18 protein-coding genes and 3 pseudogenes are annotated in these 14,642 nt (G+C 68.0%); 6 read left to right on the top strand and 15 right to left on the bottom strand.

Annotated elements, in window-relative coordinates:
• Window positions 1–82: 82 nt before the first annotated feature.
• Both ACIQMV_RS33510 and ACIQMV_RS33505 read right to left on the bottom strand, forming a co-directional pair.
• Window positions 83–172: pseudogene (locus ACIQMV_RS33510) on the bottom strand (phosphate transport system regulatory protein PhoU); the annotation flags it as partial.
• 167 nt (window positions 173–339) lie between these two features.
• Window positions 340–822 (bottom strand): DUF6328 family protein, encoded by a 483-nt coding sequence (locus tag ACIQMV_RS33505; protein ID WP_402596972.1) that lies wholly within the window; start codon window positions 820–822, stop codon window positions 340–342.
• Between the two features lie 634 nt (window positions 823–1,456).
• Here ACIQMV_RS33505 and ACIQMV_RS33500 point away from each other — a divergent pair.
• Window positions 1,457–1,606 carry a hypothetical protein gene (locus ACIQMV_RS33500; RefSeq protein ID WP_402596971.1) on the top strand — a complete coding sequence of 50 codons (150 nt, stop codon included), beginning with the start codon at window positions 1,457–1,459 and terminating at the stop codon, window positions 1,604–1,606.
• A 234-nt stretch (window positions 1,607–1,840) separates the two neighbouring features.
• Here ACIQMV_RS33500 and ACIQMV_RS33495 read toward each other — a convergent pair whose 3' ends face one another.
• The 4 genes from ACIQMV_RS33495 to ACIQMV_RS33480 form a co-directional block, all read right to left on the bottom strand.
• Window positions 1,841–2,782 carry a recombinase family protein gene (locus ACIQMV_RS33495; RefSeq protein WP_402596970.1) on the bottom strand — a complete coding sequence of 314 codons (942 nt, stop codon included), beginning with the start codon at window positions 2,780–2,782 and terminating at the stop codon, window positions 1,841–1,843.
• Window positions 2,783–2,938: 156 nt separating this feature from the next.
• Entirely contained in the window at window positions 2,939–4,153 is a 1,215-nt protein-coding gene (locus ACIQMV_RS33490) for an IS30 family transposase (RefSeq protein WP_402596969.1), read from the bottom strand.
• An 83-nt stretch (window positions 4,154–4,236) separates the two neighbouring features.
• A complete protein-coding gene (locus ACIQMV_RS33485; RefSeq protein ID WP_402596968.1) occupies window positions 4,237–5,394 on the bottom strand; it encodes a hypothetical protein in 1,158 nt (385 codons plus the stop codon).
• Window positions 5,391–6,068, bottom strand: coding sequence for a DsbA family oxidoreductase (locus tag ACIQMV_RS33480; protein WP_402596967.1), 678 nt, complete (start codon window positions 6,066–6,068; stop codon window positions 5,391–5,393). Before ACIQMV_RS33480 ends, ACIQMV_RS33485 begins: the two co-directional genes overlap by 4 nt.
• An 83-nt stretch (window positions 6,069–6,151) precedes the next feature.
• Here ACIQMV_RS33480 and ACIQMV_RS33475 point away from each other — a divergent pair, with 83 nt between their 5' ends.
• The gene (locus tag ACIQMV_RS33475; protein ID WP_402596966.1) at window positions 6,152–6,733 is read left to right on the top strand and encodes a TetR/AcrR family transcriptional regulator; all 582 of its coding nucleotides are present in this window, start codon (window positions 6,152–6,154) and stop codon (window positions 6,731–6,733) included.
• Between the two features lie 77 nt (window positions 6,734–6,810).
• Here the strand turns inward: ACIQMV_RS33475 and ACIQMV_RS33470 are convergent, their stop codons facing one another.
• Both ACIQMV_RS33470 and ACIQMV_RS33465 read right to left on the bottom strand, forming a co-directional pair.
• Window positions 6,811–7,140 (bottom strand): branched-chain amino acid transporter permease, encoded by a 330-nt coding sequence (locus ACIQMV_RS33470; protein WP_402596965.1) that lies wholly within the window; start codon window positions 7,138–7,140, stop codon window positions 6,811–6,813.
• A complete protein-coding gene (locus ACIQMV_RS33465) occupies window positions 7,133–7,777 on the bottom strand; it encodes an AzlC family ABC transporter permease (RefSeq protein ID WP_402597064.1) in 645 nt (214 codons plus the stop codon). The genes ACIQMV_RS33470 and ACIQMV_RS33465 overlap by 8 nt, the downstream gene beginning before the upstream one ends.
• Window positions 7,778–7,945: 168 nt before the next feature.
• Between ACIQMV_RS33465 and ACIQMV_RS33460 the strand changes: the two genes are divergently transcribed.
• The gene (locus ACIQMV_RS33460) at window positions 7,946–8,407 is read left to right on the top strand and encodes an Lrp/AsnC family transcriptional regulator (RefSeq protein ID WP_402596964.1); all 462 of its coding nucleotides are present in this window, start codon (window positions 7,946–7,948) and stop codon (window positions 8,405–8,407) included.
• A 312-nt stretch (window positions 8,408–8,719) separates the two neighbouring features.
• Here the strand turns inward: ACIQMV_RS33460 and ACIQMV_RS33455 are convergent, their stop codons facing one another.
• From ACIQMV_RS33455 to ACIQMV_RS33445, 3 genes and pseudogenes are all read right to left on the bottom strand, one after another.
• Entirely contained in the window at window positions 8,720–9,241 is a 522-nt protein-coding gene (locus tag ACIQMV_RS33455; RefSeq protein ID WP_402596963.1) for a hypothetical protein, read from the bottom strand.
• 258 nt (window positions 9,242–9,499) lie between these two features.
• The gene (locus ACIQMV_RS33450; protein WP_402597063.1) at window positions 9,500–10,537 is read right to left on the bottom strand and encodes a helix-turn-helix domain-containing protein; all 1,038 of its coding nucleotides are present in this window, start codon (window positions 10,535–10,537) and stop codon (window positions 9,500–9,502) included.
• A 285-nt stretch (window positions 10,538–10,822) separates the two neighbouring features.
• Window positions 10,823–10,906: pseudogene (locus ACIQMV_RS33445) on the bottom strand (DUF6207 family protein); the annotation flags it as partial.
• Between the two features lie 233 nt (window positions 10,907–11,139).
• Between ACIQMV_RS33445 and ACIQMV_RS33440 the strand changes: the two are divergent.
• Together ACIQMV_RS33440 and ACIQMV_RS33435 are read left to right on the top strand one after the other, a co-directional pair.
• Entirely contained in the window at window positions 11,140–12,048 is a 909-nt protein-coding gene (locus ACIQMV_RS33440; protein ID WP_402596962.1) for an aminoglycoside phosphotransferase family protein, read from the top strand.
• A gap of 370 nt (window positions 12,049–12,418) precedes the next feature.
• Window positions 12,419–12,601: pseudogene (locus ACIQMV_RS33435) on the top strand (hypothetical protein); the annotation flags it as partial.
• A gap of 68 nt (window positions 12,602–12,669) precedes the next feature.
• Here the strand turns inward: ACIQMV_RS33435 and ACIQMV_RS33430 are convergent.
• The 4 genes from ACIQMV_RS33430 to ACIQMV_RS33415 are packed head-to-tail and all read right to left on the bottom strand — an operon-like array spanning window position 12,670 to window position 14,298.
• The gene (locus ACIQMV_RS33430; protein ID WP_402596961.1) at window positions 12,670–12,801 is read right to left on the bottom strand and encodes a hypothetical protein; all 132 of its coding nucleotides are present in this window, start codon (window positions 12,799–12,801) and stop codon (window positions 12,670–12,672) included.
• A gap of 4 nt (window positions 12,802–12,805) precedes the next feature.
• On the bottom strand, window positions 12,806–13,066 hold the full coding sequence (locus tag ACIQMV_RS33425; RefSeq protein WP_402596960.1) for a hypothetical protein: 261 nt from the start codon (window positions 13,064–13,066) through the stop codon (window positions 12,806–12,808).
• Between the two features lie 45 nt (window positions 13,067–13,111).
• Window positions 13,112–13,936 (bottom strand): enoyl-CoA hydratase/isomerase family protein, encoded by an 825-nt coding sequence (locus ACIQMV_RS33420; protein WP_402596959.1) that lies wholly within the window; start codon window positions 13,934–13,936, stop codon window positions 13,112–13,114.
• On the bottom strand, window positions 13,933–14,298 hold the full coding sequence (locus tag ACIQMV_RS33415; RefSeq protein ID WP_402596958.1) for a hypothetical protein: 366 nt from the start codon (window positions 14,296–14,298) through the stop codon (window positions 13,933–13,935). Before ACIQMV_RS33415 ends, ACIQMV_RS33420 begins: the two co-directional genes overlap by 4 nt.
• On the opposite strand from ACIQMV_RS33415, the gene ACIQMV_RS33410 reads away from it, so the two are divergent.
• A partial coding sequence (locus ACIQMV_RS33410) for a MerR family transcriptional regulator (protein ID WP_402596957.1) occupies window positions 14,287–14,642 on the top strand: 356 nt, incomplete at its 3' end. The two genes, ACIQMV_RS33415 and ACIQMV_RS33410, sit on opposite strands and share 12 nt — an antisense overlap.

Raw genomic sequence — 14,642 nt, 5'->3', positions numbered from 1 at the left:
CGCGCTGCTTAGCGTCGCCATTCCCCGGGGTGGATCTCCGGTTCGCGGCATGGTGTCTAGGGGCTTGGTGGGGGGGGGGGGGGGCGCGGCCGTGGGCCGCCCCGACCAGGTTCGCCATCTCCACGAGGCCGTCACTGATCGCATCCAGCTCCTCGTGATAGGTCTCTCGCATCGCGCTCCTCCCCGTCCGGTTGTTTGTCAGCCCCACTGACCGTCAGGCTCTCACGCATCGCGCGTCGGCAGCGGTCGCCGAGGTTCTGCAGGGCGTGGTCAAGGGCCTTCCGGGTTTGCAGGGACGCAGTTCGGAGCGTTTGTCGTGCGCATCACGCGAATCCCGGATTACCTGCGTCGGACGGTCCAGGGCAGCAGGAACCACAGGCTGGCGAAGATCGCTGTGGTGACGGTCGTGATGACGATGGCTGCTGTACGGCCGAGTACGACGTCCATCAGCAGGAGAACGGCGCCATTGAGCGCCAGCGTCAGGAGGGCCAGGCCGATCTGCGCGTGCCGGGCAGAGAGGGCGACGATGCGCGGCTTCACACCGCGGTGGAACAGGCCACGGTGCAGGGCGACGGGGGTGGCGAGAACCGCGGAGGTGACAACGGTCAGCAGCAGCGTGACGACATAGGTGGTGCGCTGGAAAGCGTCGAGCTGCGGGAAACGGCTGGTGAACGCCAGTCCCAGGAGGAAGGCGAAGAGGATCTGCACGCCGGTCTGGACGACGCGCAGTTCCTGAAGGAGCTCCACGAGGTTCCGGTCGGCTCGCTCCTCTGGCGATTCGGAGCGGGGCGCCGGCGGCTGCTGTCCTGGCTCGTACGACATGATCTTCACTGTCCGCTTGGCTGCGCGATCACGCCAGAACCGGCGGAGCATGTGTCGACTTGGGGGTACGGGACCGGGCCGGATAGCTTTCGGTCCTCAGCCGATACCGAGAGTGGTCAGCGCCCGGGTCCAGTCGGTCACGGAGGGCCCGCTGTGCGGCGGGGCATACCGGTCCGGCGCAGGGGACCGTGGTGTGCAGCGGCTCTTCGATCCACCCGACCAACCCCGGCCATGACGGTGCCGGCGTCGACCGCAGACCCGTCCACGCCTGGGCAGGCGGGTGTGGCTGACGTGAGTGAGGGCCCGAAACCAGGCGGATTTGGTTCGGGCCCTCATCGTGTTGGCGTATCCGCGAGGGGCGGATCTTCATGCACGCGATGGTCTGCTTAACGATGCCTCTGCCTGCCAGATACGGGCGGCTGGCTCCACGGGGTGGACAAGTGCATCACGGCGGCGCTCGAGCTGGCCGATGGTCCGGCCGTGGACGTGGCCGGTCACCCGTGTCCTGTGCCATGTCACCCGAACGGCCTACACGCTCTCGCGTCGAGCGCGCGATGTTCACCCATTCGGTCCAGCCTGGACCAAGAGTTTCTGCCGCCGCGTTCCCGTGATCACTGCTTCATCGGGAGGGGTCATGGTCGTGATAATTCTGCTCCTGCCGGTGATGCTTCTGCTCATGCTGTTCGGGCTGGATGCCTTCGAGAATCTCTTGTTTCCCCCGTCATCGGCGTCCGCTCTGGAGGAAACCCAACAGGGGGCCGACCTCCCCGATCACGAAGAGTGAGACATCCGGGGATCACCACCCCGAGTTCCGAGTTCGCAAACAGCTGCTGGTGAGACACCGGGATACGCAGAGGGTCCGTGCCGACTGTTTCCGGCACGGACCCTCGTGTGGTCTCCGACGCGGTTACGCCGCTGCCCATTCCAGTCCGAGGTCGGCGAGGGCCTGGAGCCGCTCGGGAGTGAGCTTCGCGCGCCTGGTCTTGGTGTTCGGCCTCGGGGAACATCGGGACAGCGGTTATCGGTGAGAACGATCACGGTGCGGGCGGCGCGAGTGTGCTGACCCGGTTCTCGTACTCGCGGCGGGCCTTGCGCTGGGCCGGGACCGCCGGGACGCCCTGGGCGCCGTCGAGCGGCTGGCAGCGGGCGAGGAGCTGGCGGTGCACGGCGGGGACGGCGCTGACGCGCAGGGTGTAACCCTGGCCGCGCCGTACGGTCCCCCCTGGTCGAGCACGGCCCGCTCGGCGGACTTCAGTTCGGTGGTGCGGAGGAAGTCGGCGACCTTGCCAGGCATGTCGAGGGTGACTGGCAGCTCCGGGGCGGGGGCATCCTCCTCGATGGCGGTGTGGTCGGGCAGGAGATCGGCGACGGCCGTGCGGATCGCGCCGCGGCTGACGCCGTGGTCGCGGGCAAGGGCGGCGATCGAACGGCCCTCCAGGTAGGAGGCGCGGACGGTGTCGGTCTTCGCGGCCAGGATGGCCGGGCGGCGCCCGCCTTTGCTGCCCTTTGCCTCGGCGGCGCGCAGCCCGTCGTAGGTCAGCTCGCGCTGGAGGTCGCGCTGGAGTTCGCCGGCGGCGGCGAGTGTCTGCACCATGAACTTCACGGTGGACAGCAGCTCGCCGGTGCGCGGGTGGCGGGCGGTGAGGTCCATCGCGGAGAACGCGCCGTCGTGGATGCGCAGCGCCACCTGGTCGCGGTGGAGGACGTCGAGCACGTCGAGGATGTGCCCGGTACCGCGTACGAGGCGGAACATCTCGGAAATGTGCACGGTGTCGCCCGGCCGTGCGTAGGTGAGCAGTTCGCGGAACTTCGGCCGCTGGAGCGGGTGGAGGCGGCTGGAGGTGCCCGGGTCCTCCTCGAAGACGACCGGGTCCTCGATCCCGGCCTCGTCCAGGACGAGGTTCTGCCGGGCGGTCGACTGTTGGTCGGTCGAGACCCGCTTGTAGACCAGGTTCGCCACCGAGGGGCCCCTTCCGTACGGAGGATCGGACCCTATCTGTCGTCAAACCCTGTCAGCAATCACCATCGGATCTGATTGGATTTGAGCCGCCGCGAACCCCCGGATTACAGGGATTCATTGGACGCGCCCGCCGCCTGTCGTCAAACGATGGCGAGCTCAAGCGGTCAGCGCATCACCGCTGTTCAGGAGGTCAGCGTAGACCTCTGCCGGAGTGCGATAGTCATGGGTCTTGCGCGGACGATGGTTGAGTTCATGGGCGATGGCGTCCAGCTCGGCCTGGCTGAACGTTCGGAGGTCCGCGCCCTTGGGAAGGTACTGCCGAAGCAGTCGGTTGGTGTTCTCGTTGGTGCCGCGCTGCCACGGGCTCCGCGGCTTGCAGAGGTATACCGGCATCCCGGTCTTGACGGTGATGGCCTGGTGCTCGGCCATTTCCCGGCCCCGGTCCCAGGTGAGCGTCCGCCGCAGTTTAGGCGGGATCCCGAGCAGACTCCTGGTGAGGTGCGGAGTGACCTGCTCAGCCTTGATGCCGTCCGGCAGCGCGACGATGGCCGTGTAGCGGCTGGTGCGCTCGACGAGCGTGGCGACCGCCGAGGGCCGGGTGCCCATCACGAGGTCGCCCTCCCAATGGCCGGGCACCTTGCGGTCCTCGGCCTCGGCGGGGCGGGCAGTGATGGACACCATGCCGCGGATGATGCCCCGCCCGGTGGGCCGACGGGCGATCTTCGGGCGGCGCATGGGCCTGGCTGACCGCAGCCGCTGGGTGAGGCTGCGGTCGATCGCCTGGCGCCGACGAGGGTCGTAGAGCGAGAGGGAGATCGCTTCGTGCGAGATCTGCATGGAGGCGTCACCGAGGAACTGGCGTCGCAGCCATCCTGCGATCTGCTCGGGGGACCAGCACAGGGCCAGCTTGACCTCCACCAGCGCCCGTGGAGCGGGCTGTTGGGCGAGCTTGGCCTGCTTGGGCCGGCGCCCACGCGCGTAGGCGGCCGCATCGGCGGACGCGGCGCGGTAGCGGTCCCGGCCGCCGTTGCGGGCGATCTCGCGGGAGACGGTCGAAGGCGATCTGCCCAGCCGCTGGGCCAACTGCCGGGCAGATTCTCCGGCAGCGATGCCGCGGGATATCTCTTCGCGCTCGCCGCCGGTCAGGTGCCGCTCTGATCGCTGCTGCGGGGTGAGACGGACGCCGCCGCTTTGGGACAGGAACTGGCGGACGTGGTGCATTGGCGCCCCGAGGGCCCGCCCGATCAAGCTGAACGACTGCCCCTCGCGCCAGCGTCTCCAGATCTCATCCTGCTGAGCTGGCGAAAACCCGTAGTCACGCACCTGTGCCTCCACGATCACATGATCATTCGTGGGCGGTGCGTTGATCACTTGAGGGTGCCATCCTTTTCCGACAGGCGGCGGAGTTCGAGTTGGACCGGTGATGAGAAGGCCTGCCTCAGTCGTCAGCTCGTTCAACCGGTGGTGGCTGCGGTCGTCTCCATGCCGCTGAGGCCCAATCTGTGTCCGAGGGCGACCCCTTGGCTGTAGATGGCGGCGCCTTCTGCGAGGCGGACCTGCTCCCAGGCCTGCAAGGCGGCGTCCGCGGATGGTGCTTGCTGCAGGGCGTGAAAGAGGGTGATGGCGTCGGCGGCCGCCTTTTCTGCGCTGGCGGCGGTGTGTGGCCGGACCACGAAGGCAGCGTCCCCGGTCAGCAGCATCCGGTCGTTGCGCATCCTGGTGACGCGGCCGTCGAGGATCGCTTGCAGGAAGGGCTCGCGGGTGTGCTCCACCAGCTCGCGCAGGGGCTGTGGCAGCGTCGAGCGCGCGCGGACCAGGAGGTCGGTGTGTACCTGGGATGCGATCAGCCCGGGCGGCAATGAGAGGCTGTGGCCGATGCCGTTTCGGTCTGTGGTGATGCGCTCGAGTTCGGATGCGTCGGCCCTTACGTACCAGACCCAGTTCATCCGGCGGCGGCCCGGTGTGGTCGTGCCGAAGTCGCCTGGGATGAAGTAGCACAGGAATTGGGTGCGATCCCCGTCGTAGAAGCTGAAAGCGTCGCGGAAACGCGTGGCCAGCTCCTGGGGGAGGTCGGCTTCGTCGATGACGCCGCGGTACGCGACGTAGCCGGCGTAACGGGACGCACCGCCCGGTGCGACGAGCCCGCGGTGCCCGGACGCGGATCCGTCCGCGATGACCGCCAGGTCGACCGCATGCGCAGCATCGCCGACGTGGATGGTGGCCCCTCCGGGTGCGGGCGCGAGGGCGGTTACCGGCTGCCCATCGTGGTAGCGCTCGCCGGGCAACTTGTCCCGCAGGGCCTTGTAGATCGTTCCCCAGGAGATCATCTGCTGCCGCATGGGCATGATGCGGACGTTCCCGTCCTTGGTGAAGAACTGCCGGTGGGTGACGGGGACGCTGACCTGGTTGGTGTCGACGCCGCAGAACTCGCTCAGGAACCAGGCGACGCTCGGTTGCATCACGATGCCGGCGCCGCGGTCGTCGGGACGGCCTGTGGAGCGTTCCCAGACGTTGACGTCCAGTCCGAGCTCGGTGAGCGCGACCGCGTGGAACAGGCCGCCGAGCGATCCGCCGACGATGCCGACGGTCGAGATGTCGGGCGGTGTGGTCACAGTGAGCACACTCCTCCTTCGCACGTGGCCCCGGTCGGGGGTGCGGTGGTCTGCTGTTCCAGGGCTTCGACGAGTTGCTCGACCTTGACCGCGCCGTTGACGGCCCGGTCGCCCAGGATGAACAGCGGTACGCCGCGCAGTCCCATCTGCTCGGCCAGTTCCTCTTCCTCGCGAACAGCCGTCTCCAGCGCCGGGTCCTCCAGGCGTGTCGCTACGCCTGCGGCGAGGCCGGTCTCTTCGCCCAGCCGTGCCAGGACGGCCGGGTCGCCGATGTCCTGTCCTTCGGTGAAGTAGGCGACGAACAACCGGTCCGCCATGGCGGCTCCCAGTTCTGCCTCTCGCTCCGCCAGGGCGATCAAGCGGTGCCCGGCCCGGGTGTTCGGCGTCCTGGTGATCGCCTCGTAGTCGAAGGTGATGCCCTCGCTGCGGCCGGCGAGGACGGTGCCGTGGTCGAGTTGCTGCGACCGCTCCCAGCTGCCGAACTTGGCACTGCGGTAGCTGCGCCGGTCCATCCCCTCAAGGGGCATGGTCGGGTTCAGCTCGAACGCGTGGTAGCGGATCTGGATCTTGGCGCCGGTGCGTTCCTCGACGATGCCGACCGCCTGCTTGAGGCGGCGGCCGCCGATGTAGCACCAGGGGCAGATCAGATCGCTGAAAACGTCGATGGTGAACATGCATCTCTCCAATCGAACCGACTAGTCTGTTCGATGCAACCGCATCCGAGCCGAACCCATTCCCGCGCCCGCCGGAGGTACCGATGACCAGCCCTGAGGCAACGCGCGCCAAGATCGTCGAGGCCGCTGCCGACCTGTTCACCCGCTGCAGCGTGCGGGCCGTGGGGATCAACGAGATCTGGCGTGCCGCCGAGGTCGCCAAGTCGACGCTCTACCAGCACTTCCGCTCGAAGGACGAGTTGGTGGCGGCGGTCCTGCGTCAGCGCAACGACCAGTGGTGCGCGCGGCTGCGCGCCCTCGCCGAGACCCGCGAGGAGCCGACCGACCGGCTGCTCGCCATCTTCGACCTGCTCGGCGAGGAGTTCGCCGATCCCGCCTATCGGGGCAGCGACCTGGTGAACGTCGCGGCCGAATACCCCGACCCCGACCACCTGGTGCGGGTCGCCATCCGGGACCACAAGCGGGAAGTCCTGCGCTACCTCGGCGGTCTCGCCGCCGATGCGGGCACGGGCGCCCCCGAGGCGGCCGCGGCTTACGCGCTCATGCTCGCCGACGGGGCCGTGTGCGCCCGGGTCGGCCTCGGAGACACCACAGCCGCCGCCACCGCGCGCGAGGCAGCGGCGCGGCTACTGTCGGCCGGCCCGACGGGCGCCGTCTCCTCGTGACGGGGGTCAGGCGCCGTGGTGGGTGTAGTGGATGTCGAGCGGCCTGTTGGTGATGTACAGGAAGGTGCAGTCGCCGATCAATGGGCAAAGACCGTGCTGGCCAGGATCACGTGGGTGGCGGTGCCGCCGACGATGCTCAGCAGTGCGTTGCGGCGCCACAGGTGCAGGCCGATGGTGACGGCCAGCGCCGCGAGCGGGGCCGCGGCGCGAGCCTCGGTCACCGGCAGGTCGTGCAGGCAGTAGACGACCAGGATCACCATGACGCCGGCGGGCATGCGGGTGCTGAGGTACTGGACGGTGCCACTTTCGCGCAGCGGAGTGAGGGCGGCGAAGGGCAGGGCGCGCAGGCCCCAGGTGACGACGGCGGCGACGAGGACGGCGGCGATGGTGTAGCTGGCGTCAGGCATCACTGGGCTTCCTGGAGGTGGTGAGGTGGCGGGCCAAGAGGGCGGCGGTGAACAGGGCGAAGGCGACCAGGAGCATCTGGCTGGGGAAGAGGAGACGTCCGGCCAGCGCGCTGAGCACGGCCAGGACGGGGGTGGGCACATCGCCCCGCAGGTCCCGGACGGCATCGAGGGCGAGGACGGCGAACAGGGCGGTCAGGGCGAAGTCCAGGCCCGTGACGCTGTCGGGGACGAGGGAGCCGAGAAGCGCTCCGGCGGTCGAGCTGCTCGCCCAGTACAGGTGCAGGAAAAACTGCAGCCACAGGATGCGTCGGCTGGACCAGGTGCGGGCCTGCTCGCCGGTGGTCAGCGCGTACGCCTCGTCGCACATCGCGTAGGTGCTGTACGCCTTGCCGAGACGGCCACTCACGCGGTGCAGGGGGAAGGACAGCGTGTAGAAGACGTGCCGGACGTTCACCAGCAACGCGGAGACCGCGATGGCCGCAAGCGGGGCGGAGGCGGTGACCATGCCGATGAGCAGGAACTCGAACGATCCGCCGAAGATGAGCGCCGCGGACAGCCCCGCCCACCACCAGTCCAGGCCCGACTGCGTCACCAGCGCACCGAAGGCGAGACCGAGCGGAAGGAAACCCAGGCCCACGCCAGCGGAGTCCCTCAACGCCGCGCGCGCCTCGGACCGTGTCGCGGGCGGAGGGGCGGGAACGGGCCGAGGCAGGCCCCCAGTTACGACAGGGGTTATGTCCATGGGTGAAATTTTAGAATGAATCCCACCTCATATGGTTGCTATTTCCTGCCCTATGATCAAGGTATGGGTAATGAAGTTACTATCGATGCCGTTGATCGTGAAATTCTGTTTCATCTGCGTCAGGATGGACGGCTGACCAACGTCGAGCTGGCCAAGCGGGTCGGCCTGACCCCGCCACCGTGTCTGCGCCGGGTCAAGCGGCTGGAAGAGGCCGACGTCATCACCGGGTACCGGGCCGTCATCAACCCTCAGGCTCTGGGCCGCAGCCTGGAGGTCCTCATCGACGTCGAGATCTACGCCCAGGACCGCAAGAGTTTCCAGGAGTTTGAGGACACGGTGGCCTCCTACGATGAGGTCGTCGAGTTCCGCCGTATGTACGGGCGCCCCGACTACTTCCTTCGCGTCGCGGTCGCCGACCACGCCGCCTACGAAGCCTTCATCACCGAGAAGCTCAGCGGCCTGCCTGCCGTCCTGCGTCTCGAATCTCACCTGACCATGAAGAAGATCAAGGCCAACGAGCAATGATCGGGTGCTAGGGCGTGTATCGGAAGTGGATCAAGGTGGTGAGTGATGGCCGTCCATGTTCCGGAACTAAGATCACTGGCCTGACGCCGACTCGAGGAGGCGGGCGAATTGGCCGCCGTGGTGCTCGTTCACGGGCTGTATCACCGTCCCGAGCACTTCGCAGGTCCGTACCAGCTGATCACTGCACGCCCCCTTCCCCAACCAAGAGCCGCCCACGGCTTCCGCAATCCCGCCAACCAACGCCTGCGCACACGCTGCGTCACCACCCGCCGCGCCCGCGGACACCTCCGCACCGCTCAACTTTGAAGACCCCTATGCGGCGCCGCCGCGGAGGGCGGCTGTGCCGTTGCGATGGACGTCGATGCGCAGGTAGAAGTCGTGGGCTTCGAAGAACTTGACGCTCACATGGCCGTTGGCGCCGAGGTCCATGTAGTACGGACGCTTCTTCGCCCCGTTGTTCCAGTAACCCAGCCAGGTCTTCTTGACGCTGACGCCGTACGCGTGTCCGGAGCCGTAGCTGATCCACTGGCCCCAGGCCTGCTTGCCGTTGTACGCGACCTCCCCTGAGAGGGTGAAGTAGGCGACTGTGCAGCCGGCGGTGTTGCGCTTTTTCCCCCAGAACGGATGCTTGTAGCCGTAGCAGGCCGTGGCCTGGTACGTCTTGTACTTCCAGCCCCGCTTCTTCGCCAGCGGGACGATGCTCGGATCGCCCGCCTTGACCTGGGCGGCGATGCGCGCGTCCTCGGCGGCCACCCGGGCAACCGCAGCGGTTGATGTGGCGGCCTGGGCCGATGGGGCCAACGCCGCGGACCCCACCGCCGTGACCGCGGCCATGACCGTGATCCAACGGCCCGCCCTCCGCATCGCCGAGCGACCCCGCCCCCGAACTTGTGTACTCACTGTGTCCTCCCGTTGTCGTATCCGGAACCGTGCTGCCGATCCTGCTCTCCGCTCACGCGCCCTGCGGAACCGCCGCCGCCCATGGCACCGGCTCCACCTGGCCTCAAGAGCCCTGGAGCCCCGACCGGCTCCGGTCGGCCCCCGTCCCGGCGGGATCTGCCCACCCTCTCGGGCCGGGTGCCTGCCGTGCCGTCAAGTCTTGTCGCGCTGTCGGCTCCGGTGTTGGCTCTGGGTGCACTGCAGTTGACGGGCAGCGTCCAGTCCTTCATGGAGCATGGTGTGCCGGTAGGTACTCGGTGGAACCCCGAACGCGGTGCGGAAGGCCCGGGCGAAGTCGGAGGCGTGGACGAAACCCCAGCGCATGCGGACGAAACCGATGGATTTAGCGGCGAGTTGAGGGTCGGACAGGTCGCGCCGGCAGCGTTCGAGGCGCCGTTGCCGGATCCACCCCCCCACCGAGGCGCCCTGCCGCTGGAACAGCCGGTGCAGATAGCGCACGGAGATGTGGTGGGCCGTGGCGACCACCTCGGGTGACAGTTGCGGATCACCCAGGTTGCGCTCGATGAAGGCATGAACGCTGACCATCAGTGTCTGCTGACGGCTCTCGGGAGGGACAGCGCCCTCCAGGCCGAGACGGTGCGCCAGAAACGTGGTCACCAGATCCATGGTCACCGCGCCCAGGCGCACGGCGTCCTGCGGGCGGTAGCAGGCGGACTGCGTGACCAGCGGAACCAGGAACTGGGAGAGGAGCGCTCCGACACCGGTGTGCCCCGGCGTGGGGACCGCGAGAGTGCGGTCGATCTTCGCAGCCGGGAGGGGAAGCGCCGCGCGCGGCACGTGTACGACGATCACCTCCACCTCTTTCCCGTCCAGGGCCGCTCGGGCGTCGAACGGATGAGAGGTGTCGTACAGCAGCAGGTCGCCCGGCCCGACCAGCGCGTCCCGTCGGCACTGGGACAACTGCTGCTTGCCCCGCCGGGTCAGCGCGACCTGGTACAGCTCCGGATCGGAACGTCGCACCAGCGCCGGTGTGCGGCGCGACCGCAGTGTCGGGTAGGACATGACCGATATCCGCACAGCCCCCAGCTCCAGCAGTCTTGCCTCGGCTCGGAAGTCGCCGGTGTCGACGGGTGTCAACACCGTGGGAACCAGTGCGCGCGAGGTCAGGTCACACCACGACTCGAACCGTTCCGCGACCGACAACTCCTCGGTGCGGAGGACTGTTTCCATCACAGGGCACTCCACCTCATCCTGTGGCCATTCCTCTTGGCCATGGAATCGACGTGGTGACAATTCCCGGATGCAGACGACCCCGAACTTCCGTGGTTCCTCAGCAGCACCTCCCGTCCTGGGTGGCCGTGGCCAGCGCCTGTTCCTTGTGCTGTTCCATCTCGCCCAGCCGGTGCGGAGCGAGGCGGACCAGGGCGACGTGGACGGCTTTGGGGTGCGTTCGGGGCGTGGGACGAGCTCGTGCCCCTGCTTAGGTTGCGTGTCCATGCCCAGCTCCTGGACCGCGAAGGCGGTCTCGTCATCCGCGGCCGCGACCTCCAGCACGGCCAGGCCCGGCACAGCCACATGCGCGTCATTGATCTGTCTCATGCCGGGCACTACGCGCGGGCACCCGCGGAGGTTCTCCGATCCCGCCGACTTCACCCGACCGAGTAGGAGAGGCCTCGGGACGACGTCCTGGACCTGGTCGTTGTCCTGCCTCACGCCAGTTGCTCCGATGCCGCTGAAGCTAGACGTCTCTGAGCCGCAATCTCACTGAATCCGCTCTGTGGCCTGTGAAAAGTCACTGGCTTCCCGTTCCATCCAGCGATGAGACTTCCGACGTGACGCTTCACGAGAATGAGATCCCAGTCAACGAGACGCTGGTCCGGTCACTGCTGAAGGCACAGCGCCCGGAGTGGGCTGACCTGCCGTTGTCGTCCGCGGGCGCTGGCACGGACAACACCATGTATCGGTTGGGCGATGACCTGCTCGTGCGACTTCCACGAACCGCCGGCAACGGACAGTCCGTGAGGAAGGAGCAGGAATGGCTTCCTCGTCTGGCGCCCCTCCTTTCCTGTCCGATTCCCGAGCCCGTCCATGCCGGGACTCCCACCGATGCCTTCCCACTGGTCTGGTCGGTCTACCGCTGGATTGACGGTGACGAAGCCGGCCCGGACACCGTCCGGGACTGGGCTGTTTTCGGAGCCGATCTGGCGGCGGTCGTGAGGGAGCTCCACGGCATCGACCTCATGGGAGCGACTCGCACGGACGGCCTCAGCTGGTACCGCGGAGGCAGCCTGAAGCCGTGCGACCAGTGGATCACTGGGTGTCTCGACGACTGTCGAACCACGGTGGGTTCTGAGCTCGACGTTGGCACTCTGGAACAGTTGTGGCGAGCCGCACTCGCACTGCCCGATCCCTCGGGATCTCAGGTGTGGCTCCACGGCGACCTCAAGCCGACCAACCTCTTGGTCCGGGAAGGCAAGCTCCACGCAGTCATCGACTTCGGAGGACTCTCGGTCGGCTTTCCCGACGCCGAGCACTCCACAGTCTGGGACCTGCCGCCACAAGCCCGACAGGCCTACTGGGACACCCTGAACCTCGACGATTTGACCTGGACCCGCGCCCGCGCCTGGGCGGTCGCGGTGGGCGTCAGTGGGATCTCCTACTACTGGGACACCTTCCCCGCCTTCGTCGCCGAATGCCGAGCACGACTTCAGGCAACCCTCGCCGACGCCGCTACGCGTTGAGTGGTACCCCCGGCACAGGAGGAAGGGCAAAACGGCGCAGGTTCCATGACACGCAGCGGAACGCCGCACGGAATGGAGCACCTTCGCTGACACGCTCTCCACTCAGTTCGTCTCACCGAAGCTGCACCGCCCAGGTCGCAGCGTCATCGACAGCTCACTTCCGATGGGACGGGACAGACGTGCGCGCAACGGCCGACCGGCACGAGGAAGCGGTCGGCGGCTAGCTGGAGGCCCGCGCTGACGGCGGCGGCCTGCTGTTGCGGATCGTGCGGGACGGGCGGAGTCGCCGACTCTCCTGCCGACTCCGCAGCCCCGGTGCCCGCCGGGGGGGCGTGCCCCTATGCCTTTGGTCAAGGGGAATCGGGGTGCGATGGGTCGGCGAGCCGGGCAGCATCGCGGGGTGACCGACCTGCTGTGGGATGACGTGAAGTGCTTCTTCGACCCGGACTCGATGGGGTCGTTGCCGGACGTGCGCGTCCCGAATACCTCGGTGGAGGACTGGCAGGCGGTCCTCGATCTTGTGGCGGAGAAGGGCTGGAAGTGCCAGTTGTCGGCGATTCCTGCCACGAAGAAGGTAACGGGGGGGGGCGGTCAGCCGCCGGCCTGAAGTTTCGCGATCTGCTACCGCGCGGTCGTCACGAGTTCGGCGTTGGTATGGGCGTGGCCCCACAGACCCCAGCCACCTTCGGGCGCTTCGGTCAGCAACACCCAGGTGCGTTCCTTGAGCCCGTTGTCCCCGGCTGCCTCGGCCACCAGATCAGTCAGCTGCCGTACGACGGCGAGCTGCTTGTCGGTCGAGCGCGCCGGCGTTCGTCAAGACCTGGACGCGGACGTAGCCGTTGTCGCCGTCGACGATCGACAGGTGAGCCACGTCGTGGACGAAGGCGGCGGTGTTCTTGCGGAACATGGGGATGTCAGGGACCTGCTCGATGGCCATGAGCGTGGCGGTCAGGTCACGGGCGAGCGCGCCCGGGTCGGTGACGGTTCCGGGCACAGCGTACACGTCGATCATCGGCATGGTGTCTGTCCTGTTTCTTGGGGGGTGTGGTCGCGGTGGCGAACGTCAGGTGTCGAGCAGATTGGCCAGGTGCGCGCCGAAGTCGCTCTCCAGGTCGCCGCGGGTCTGCATCCCGCGGCTGAACAAGACGTCCATCCGCTTGCGGGTCTCCGGCCAGCCCAGGGCCTGCGCGAACACGGCCCGGCCCTCGAGCTGGCGGTCGAGCGGGGGCAGGCTGACGTTGTTGACGAGGTTCTTGGCCGCCTCCAGGGGGCGCCGGTCGAAGGAGGCGATGCGGCGCGCGAGGGTGTCGACGAAGGCGTCGAGTTCGTCGTCGGACAGGGCGCGGTTGACGTAGCCGTACCGTTCGGCGGTGTCGGCGTCGATGTCGTCGGACCCGAGGATGATCTCCAGCGCGCGGCCGCGCCCTACCAGCAGCGGGAGCCGCTCCGTCCCGCCTCCGCCGGGGATGACTCCCGAGCCGACCTCGGGCTGTCCGAGTACCCCCTTCTCGTGGGAGGCGAAGCGCATGTCGCAGGCCAGGACGAACTCGCTGCCCACGCCGCGGGCCCGACCGCGGATCTTGGCGATGCTGACCACGGGGTGCCGGGACAGGCGGATGAGCGCGTCGTGCGGCAGGGTCAGCCCGGTCGGGCCGGGCTTGCGGACGGCCTCCATGGACTGACCGGATACGTCGAAGTGGGCTAGGTAGAACTCGGGGTCGGCGCTCTCGAACACGACGACGCGTAGGTCCGGGCTCGCGTCCATTCTGCCGAGCAGGTCGTTCAGGCCCAGCAGGACGGCGCTGTCCACCAGGTTGATGGGCGGGTTGTCGAACAGGACGCGCCAGTAGGCGGGCGATTCTTCCAGGACGTGCACGGCGTCGTTCATCGGCTCGCCCCCGGCGCTTTGCGATTGGCGATGGTGAGGCGGGCCGACAGGTACAGGGTGTAGGGGTTGTCCCGGTCGCCGTGCAGGTCGAGCATCCCGTTGATGATCCCCGCGACGGTGTCCTGTTCGGCGGCGACGCGGGTGAAGTCGCGCAGGTACTGCTGGCTCTGTCCGATCGTTTCGGGCAGGTCCGGCGCCCCGACGCGTTTGTGGCCGGAAACGACGGTGCGCGGATTCATCGCGGCGATCGTGTCCAGGTTCGCGATCCACGCCTCACGCGCCGCGTCGTCGGTGAACGCGGTCATCATGTGGACGTTGTTGTAGCAGAGGTCTCCCGCGATGACGGCGGCATGCTGCGGCACGTGCAGGATCGTGGAGTGCTCGATGTCACCCTGCCCGAGGTCGATCACCGGCAGCTCATGGCCGTCGACGGCGATCGTGTCGGTCTTGAGCAGCTCCGGCCGGGCCGGGTCGTCCGGGACCTGGCCGACGAAGAACCGCTGCGAGTACATGCCGATGCCGGCCGCCTGCGTCTGCGCGTCGGCGAGGACGTCCTTGGTGGCCAGCGCCCGGAGGCCGGGGTGCGCAGCAGCGGCGGCCACCGGCGCTATGCGCCCGAGGCCCTGGCTCGGCTGCGCACGATTCGGTCCCTGCGCTCCCTCGGCGTCCCCGTATCCGAGATCAGGCGTGTTCTCGACTCCGGGGA

It is taken from the genome of Streptomyces sp. NPDC091412, assembly GCF_044756885.1.
Lineage (GTDB): Bacteria > Actinomycetota > Actinomycetes > Streptomycetales > Streptomycetaceae > Streptomyces.
This window is presented reverse-complemented; position numbering and strand designations above follow the sequence as displayed.